The organism is Helicobacter burdigaliensis, assembly GCF_003670295.1.
Lineage (GTDB): Bacteria > Campylobacterota > Campylobacteria > Campylobacterales > Helicobacteraceae > Helicobacter_D > Helicobacter_D burdigaliensis.
The window spans coordinates 74,054-82,261 of record NZ_QXJG01000005.1; the positions used below are offsets into that span (position 1 = coordinate 74,054).

The 8,208-nt window shown below is 32.8% G+C and carries 3 protein-coding genes; all 3 read right to left on the minus strand.

What is annotated here, in order from left to right; genetic code table 11:
* Positions 1-82 precede the first annotated feature (82 nt).
* A complete protein-coding gene (locus EBF09_RS03575; RefSeq protein ID WP_121763762.1) occupies positions 83-3,724 on the minus strand; it encodes a two-partner secretion domain-containing protein in 3,642 nt (1,213 codons plus the stop codon).
* A gap of 139 nt (positions 3,725-3,863) precedes the next feature.
* The gene (locus tag EBF09_RS03580; RefSeq protein WP_157978162.1) at positions 3,864-4,154 is read right to left on the minus strand and encodes a hypothetical protein; all 291 of its coding nucleotides are present in this window, start codon (positions 4,152-4,154) and stop codon (positions 3,864-3,866) included.
* Between the two features lie 327 nt (positions 4,155-4,481).
* The gene (locus EBF09_RS03585; protein ID WP_121763764.1) at positions 4,482-7,031 is read right to left on the minus strand and encodes a hypothetical protein; all 2,550 of its coding nucleotides are present in this window, start codon (positions 7,029-7,031) and stop codon (positions 4,482-4,484) included.
* Positions 7,032-8,208 lie beyond the last annotated feature (1,177 nt).

The window sequence follows — 8,208 nt, forward strand, 5'->3', positions numbered from 1 at the left end:
GGGTTAGCATACTTATTAGTATGTGCCCTTTGTAAAAATTCCTTAATCTCTTATATGCTTACCCATATACGAATTTCTTAAATTAGATTCTTCCTGCTGAACATACATTATGCGTCACAAACCCTTCATTTACGATACATAATGAGCTACCCTCTTGCCCTTCTGCTTCTTTTACATCTTTTTCCACTTCTAGTTCTGGATCTTTTTCATATTTTGTAAGAAGTTGCAATTTTACTGTTGGCAATTCGGGTTGTTCAGGTTTTGGCTTAGGATCTGGATCGGGTTCTATAGGATCTGTTCCGCCCCCTCCATTACCATCATCGCATCCACCATTAGCACATTCTGGAGCCTTTATCTTCCCTATGCTTCCTGCATATTCAAGATTACCACCCTTTTTAAAATCTGCAATAAACTCAAAGCTTCCATTAGTTCCAAATATATATTTGTCTCCTGTCCCCTCAATACCATTTGTATATTTTAAGCCATTATAACCACCCAAAATCTCATTAATTCCATCTGAATTACCGCCTAGCTCTTTATATTTGCTACCTACATTTGCAAAGATTCCGCCTAGTTTATTTAGCTCATCTAAGTTTGCATTAATGTATTTTAAAGAGTCCATATTCCCATTTACAAAGTTATTTAGGTTATTTTTTGCCATGATAAATTGCCAGCTTTTCTCTCCAAAATTCTTATAAGCTTCATCATAAGCCTTAGCCAAAGCTACATATTGATTATAAATACCTACATATTTATTATAGTTTGCAAAATCACTGCTAAACTTGCTCCAATCTCCGCCAAAATTGTCATCCACGATAGTTTTTAGGAATTCATAAAGTCCCTTATTCTCTGCTAAAAGATTTCCAAGGTTGCTATTTTTAATTCCGCTTAGGAAGTTTTGTAGCTTTGATTTGTTGCTAGCGATTGCATTTTTATCACTATTTGCTTTTTTCAAAAGATCATTATTTAATGAAGCATAAAAATCTAAAGATTGTCTAAAAGATTCAAAAAGTGCTAGTTGTGCCTCATCAAATCCTAATTCATCTAATTCTTCTTGAGTATATGCTCCCTCTTTGAAACTATCTAAACTAATAGTAATACTTACCCCATTTTGTGAAATTGTGATAAATCCAGGCTTACTTAAATCCACCACATAGCCTAGATTTTTAAGCTCTTCAAAGATTTTATTAATCTCATCTTTAGCAAAATAACTTTCATTATCTGCAGGAGTTTCATCAATATTGGGAACTTCGGGATCTTGCTTATTGTTTGGGTTATAAAATTCCGTTTGTCCGTTTTTAAAGCCCAATCTACTTGCTATCATACCCTTAACCATATCCGATGAATCCATACCTTTTGAGTAATCATAATACCAATAATTTGTTCGATCAGAATATCTTGGAAAATCATCTCCAGCACATGCATAAAACAAGAAATTATCCCAAAAATCTCTATATTTCTTATTGGATCCTCGTAGTGAGTAATAAATATCAACTCCTTTCATTACTCCACCCAAATCAGCACTTTTCCAGTCTTCATACCAACCCAAAAAAACGCCTTCATATGCATCACCAACACCATTAATTTTAGTGTTAGAACCAAATTTCAAAACTATATTTTTAAATTCAAAATTTGTAGCCAAACTTGTTCCATCAATATGTCCAACAAATCCACCTGCACCAGCATATCTTGCATCACCCAGCTTCTCTGTTTCTATTTTAATATTATCAAAATCAAGATAGATATTAGAAAAATATCCATAAGTATCTCCGCCTACATCAACCGTATATACTGCTTCTAAAAATCCTGCAAAACCTCCAGCACCTACTTTATACTTACCCTTATTTTGAGTTTCCCCTGAAGCTGCGACAATACTATCAATATTTCTTAAAACAATTCTTTCAAATCCAAGCTTATCAGAATCTGCAAATGTTCCACCAACAAATCCTCCTGCCCCTACATTATGGTGTGAAGTTTGATTTTTATTATTGTTTCCATATCCTGCATAAATATTGCCAATATTTTCCAAAGTAATATTTTTAAATCCAACCCCATTTCCTCCATAGATAGAACCAGTAGCATACCCCACAAAACCTCCCGCATAAATATCACCATTATTTTTAAAAGCGGTTGCCTTAATATTATTTATTCCACTTAGCTTAATGTTATTGAATGTAATAGCCTTTCCTTGTTCTCCTTTTGCTTGTTCTACAAAGCCAACAAATCCCCCTACATAAAAATCTACATTATTATTTTTATAATCATAATTTGAATCTAAAATAATATCTCCAAAATTATTTAGAGTAATATTGGCAAACTCTGAACCGTTTTGTGCCCAACCTACAAAGCCTCCCGCATAATTAAAATATTCATATCCATTGCCATTTTTATGTTCTAGTGGATTCCCACTATCTACAAATTGCAAACTAAAATTTTTAAGATTAATATTGCTAAATTTAGCATTTTCACTTTGTGCGACAAATCCACCCCCTGAATTTGCTTTACCATTAAATCTTAATCCATCTACATTAAGATTATAAATATAGGCCTTATGATTAATATCATTTCCACCTACTTTACCAAAAAGCCCATTATACCAATCCCCTACATTAATTACGATATTGCTTAAGGTATGTCCGCCTCCATCAAACTTACCATTAAATGCAATCTCTTTACCCACAGGATCTACTGCTATGCCATTAAAATTAATATCACTAATTAAACGAACGGTAGTAAGTCCATCTTTAAAAATTTCTCCACTAAAATCTTTTCTGTTCCAACCATTTGCAAACAATATCCATTCATTAATGCCAATTTGATTGTTAAATTCATCTCCTATGGTTATTGCTTTTTCAAAGTTTCCATTTTTATTATAATCTCCATTATAACCCTCATATTTTAGATGAGCTATATTGCCAAAATCACCAAACTGCCAATTATTTTTACTAAAATCTGTCATGCTTGATTGCAAATATCCCTCTTTAACTGCCATCCCAAAAAAGCCTTTATTAGTGCCACTTACATCTTTAACTGCAATAGTGGATTGACTATTATTAAGATTCCCCACATTCACATAAACATAGTTTCCTACTAGGTGAATCTTATCTGCTTGATTTAGCTTAGTATCGGTGCTATTCCACCCAGCTAATACACCGCCTTTAGCATTTTCCACTTTATTTCCTATAAGCACAATATCATTTGCCCTAATATGCCCCTGATTTACGATATTTCCTTTAGTTCCATTGTTAAAAGCAGGAGAGAAGCTACCGCCTTTAGCCATAAAGTCCTTAATCATATTATTATCTAGCTTTGTATTTGCAGCGACAAATTTATTGGCATTTACCCTGCCGCCTTTACCCACTAGCACACCACTTGGATTGATTAAAAAGATATTATTATCATGCCCCTCTAGTGTGCCATTGATACTAGAAGCTTTTTTCTGATAGTCTATATTTAAGTAGTTTTGTTTGCCATTTTGATCTACAAATTCTACTTTTTGTCCATTATCGATATTAAATCCACCGCCCCAACCGATTACAAAGTTATTATTTTTACCGCCATTGGTGTTACCCTTTATAGACATATTTGTGCCATCACTTGTGATACTTCCACTCCCTTGAGTAAATTTCCCACCACTTGGAAGTGCATATAAAGATTGTTGTGCTAAAAATATACTTGCTACTATGCTAATGCTTATTTGCTTTTTTATCTTATACCCTGACATATTTGCTCCTTGATTTTTATTTTTTCACTTTTTATGTTATAGTGAAAAGCAAACTTTTAAACCTTTAAAACTTCTTTCCCCATTTAAGAAGCTTTAGGAGGGATTCTAAAATGGGGAGATGAATCCCTCCTAAAGCTTCCTATTTATTTTGACTTCGCAAGGGAAGTGAATTCCCTTTTGCGATGAAGGACACAAGTGTCCTTTCAAATCCCCATACAAGTGAAGCGTTATCCACAAACGCAGTGCAGTGCAAAAAGGCTCCGCGCCACTTCGCTACCGCTCGTGAATATTTGCAAAAAGCCTTTAAGAGAGTGAATCTTTCTTTGCCCTTTTCACAAAAATGCTTCTCCCCCCTCCTTGCTCCCTTTATGGGGGGGGGAACATCGCCTTTTCTGCCTCTAGCTTCCATACAAGTATCGCACTTCTGCAACTCTTTTTCTACACTTTAGCACCACAAAGCATAGTGAGAGAAGATTTATTAATCTTCTAGCCAAATAGGCTAAAAGAGGGTTCTATTAAATGGGGAGAAAGAACCCTCTTGTAGCCTATTTAGATTCACGCTTCGCAATGACAAAGGGGGTGGATTGCTTCGTCGCTACGCTCCTCGCAATGCCACACACTAATTTAAAAATTCTAGTAAATGCGGTGGGGCTTTGGGAGTTTTTTAGAAATTTTTAGGAGGAGACTAGACAAAAAGTCTGCGACTCCTATAAAATTTCTAAAATCTATCAAATCGCTCACCCATATACAAATTTTGTTAAATCTCTGTATAAATCTCCTTTCCATCTTGGCTTAATTTTAAAGTTGCTTTTATATGTTTTGTTCCTTTTAAGCCTTGAATATCTTTTAGGTTAGTGAGTGCTTTATTGTTATTAATCTTTGCTAGAAGCTGTGTAACTTCTCCACTATTTAAAGCATTTCCATTAAAATCTGCAAAGCCATTTTGACTTTTTAAAAGAGTGATTTTTCCTTTGAAATCTCCTTTTTTATAAAGATTAAAAATCGCATTTTCTGAAAGGTTAATAGGTGCTTCAAGACTTTCTAGCACTGCTACGCCCTTTTTCAAGTTTTTGTTTAAAACAAAGCTATAATATTCAAAGTTATTAATCACTTTTGCTTTTAAGTTTGCTCCTACTATTAGGTGATTTTTCTCTCCTAGTTGCGCTAGTGAAGGCGCTGGAAGCGTAATAATATCTTTATGTGTCGTATAAGCGGGTATCCTTATGATACTTCCTGAAATCGCATTTAAAGTAGTATCTTTATCTATATTTACCTCTCCACCGATATAGAGTGTATTACCATAAGATAATGCTAGATTAGAATCTGCATTTGGAATGGCTGAAGCTGCTATAAACAAATAATCTTCTTGTGCGTATTTACCTATGCTTAGGTCTTCAATGCTTACAAGATTTTCCCATGCACTCTGCCCTACTCCACCTATGATAACTAGCCCTGCCCCTTCTCTATCTGTGCTAAAAGAAACATTTTTAAGCAAAATTTTATTATTTCTTGCTTCTACTTCCCCTCTTATTCCATACATATTTAAAGCACTTGTAGCATAATAGTTGCTTGCACTAAAAGTATTATCCTTAGCTAAGTTTGTAGCACGGATATACATGGAGCTTTCTTTTTCTTTGCCATCGCCTGAGCTTTGTGCTTCTACATTGTGATAAGAGATTGTATTGCCTACTAGATTCATCGCTTCAATCCCACTTCTTATATCTTTTCTACCAAAGACATTGCTAAGTGTGATTTTGTTGTTTTTAGCATTTTCTGCATAGTGGATAGAATCCTCAAAATTTTCTTTGTCTGTTGTATAAATGTATAAAGGCAAGGCAACTTGGGAATCTTTTATAGAAATTTCATTATTGTTTGCTTCTCCGCTTAGTGTTCTAGCTGCTATTAGCTCTACTTTATCCCTTGAATTTGTTGTGCCAGTGATTTGTGTGAGATTATTTACAATGCTTACTTTATTGTTGCTTGCTCCTAGCGTTCCATATCCTGCTATAAAGCGTAAAATATTTGCTCTTAGATAATTTTCTGAAATCCCAAAGGGCTTTGTTAAATCAATACTAATGCTATTATTGTTTGCCACTCCATCATTTGTGCTACCTGCAATAAAATCTAGCACTCCTTGCACTTTGATTTTTCCTTCTGAATGCGTTGCTTCAAATTGTTTAATTTTAATTGTATTGCTTAGTGCATCTCCTTTAATGGTTTTGCCCCCAAAGAATTCTGCAAAAAGTAAGGCGTCATAAAAGTTAGGAGTATTTGTGGTATCTAGCCTTAAATCTAAACCTAAATTATTAACTTCTATTGTGTTATTTACTGCATTATAAGCCTTACCATCTGTGCTATCTACAAATGCACCCGCTACATGTGCTGAAGCGGAAGAAGAATAACCCCCACCCTTACCATGCACTATAAGACTTCCACCCTCTAAATTTACAAGATTATCTCTAACCTCTCCATTATAAGCATAACCACCGATTATATGCGAGATACGCGAATCATAAACGCGTTTATTATTTTTATCCAACTTATAAGGAGCCGCGTGAAAATCTAGCTTCGCTCCTTTTTTAAAGCTTACTTTATTATTGATTGCACTTCCCTTTAAGCTAACTCCACCACTTAAATAAGGTGCTCCATTTAGAGTGAGTGTATAGGTATCTTCTACCCCCATATTTACATAAGACTTACTTCCCACTTCTAAATAATTGCCCTTTGCTGTGCCCTCTTGTGTAAGCGCTGGAGTGATAAGATAGCGATAAGCATCTTCTCCCTTTTCTTTAAAGTTTGGATTAGGAAGCTTGGTAGTATCTTGATTTTCCAAATGTGAAGGTTTTAAATAATACACTGAACTCACTTCTCCAGAATGAAAAAGAAGTTTATTAGAGCTCACATCGCCTTTAGTTGTATAAGCACTTACTAAAAAAGGAATATGATTGACAACGCTTTGCTTCATACCTATCATAATATTTGGCGAACACTTTGTTTCAATAACCTCTTGTGTATCAGGGGTTAAAATATCAAGCTTAGCCTCCATAGAGCTATAATCAAAAATTTCCTTTTTATTATTTAGGACAAGGGTTTTGTTGCTAATGTTTCCTTTGGATTTAATCGCACAATAATTTTGTCCTTCAAGCTTTTTGTATTTTTTAGAAGTGTTATCCCATACTTCATTGTTAGAATAAAGTGTGTGAGGAACTAAAAAAGTGTCTGAATCTAATTTTTTAAGCGGGTTTGAAACCATTAAACTAGGAGCTAAAAACACCCCCAAAACGCAAGAAATCTTAAACTTTATCATCTTTATCCTTATTTAAAAGACTTAAATAGGGTGCTTTTCAAGGCTTTTTGGAAAAACCAAAAAGCCTTGAGGTTAGAATGTAAAATACATACTTTTTATTACAACCCTATCCAAACTGATAAAGTAAAAAACCTCTCCCCATGGATCTTTTACAATTCATCTTTAGTGTGAAATTTATAAAAATATTGTTGTATTTTTATTTGTAATAATCATAAAATTTTCTTAATTAAATAAAACTTATAATAGATAGATAGATAGATAGATAGATAGATAGATAAGCGTAATTTACGATATTTTAGAAATACCTTAGGCGGTAAAAATTTTCAAAATAAATTTTATAGATTTGTTACTAATATACTCATATTAAAATAAAATGATAAAATAAATAATTTTTAAGTATTTTTTAAATTATATTTAAAATTTTAACATTAAAAATGATGTTTTATTATAAAATTTTCTAATAATTATACTCATTTTAGGATTTTAGAAAAGAATAAAAATATTTAAGAATTTAAAATATTATTTACACTTTTTAGAGTTTTTATAGAAGCAAAACTTAAATTTTAAAATGAAATCTTTATCAAAATAAAATCAATCATGGGGTATTTTTAGATTTGAAAGGTATTAAACTTATAAATTTTTAGAGGTTGAGAATAGTGATTTATTTTAGGAGTTTTGGGGTATTTTATAAAAACTATTCAATAGTAATGGCAAAATAAATCCCAACACCCGCGATGATACAAAGTCCAAAAACCGCAAGAATAGAGGCAAAAACAATACTCATTTTAACTCCTTTAAAAACTTGAATAATTTTTTTAATTTAATTGCGCAAAAAAGTACGGCACTGCTTAACACAAAAAGCCCACAAGCGATTAATAAAAGTTGCCAACTGCTAAGCTTGATTAAATTAATCACTAAATACGCAACACTCCCAAATACAGCGGCTAAAAACACCATTAAAAGAGTTTTAAAAAATCAATTTGTATTTTTTTCATAAGTTAGAATATAGCAAATATTTCTAATTTTAGCTCTTAAAATGCTAAACAAAAACAAAATAATCATAGAATGTTTTTAAAGGCATCAACTTTATAACCCTTAAATTAAGGGTTTAAAAAGTCTTAAAACTAGCTTTGTGTAAAAAGATAAGATAATGTTTAAAAGCTAAAAGAAATTTTAG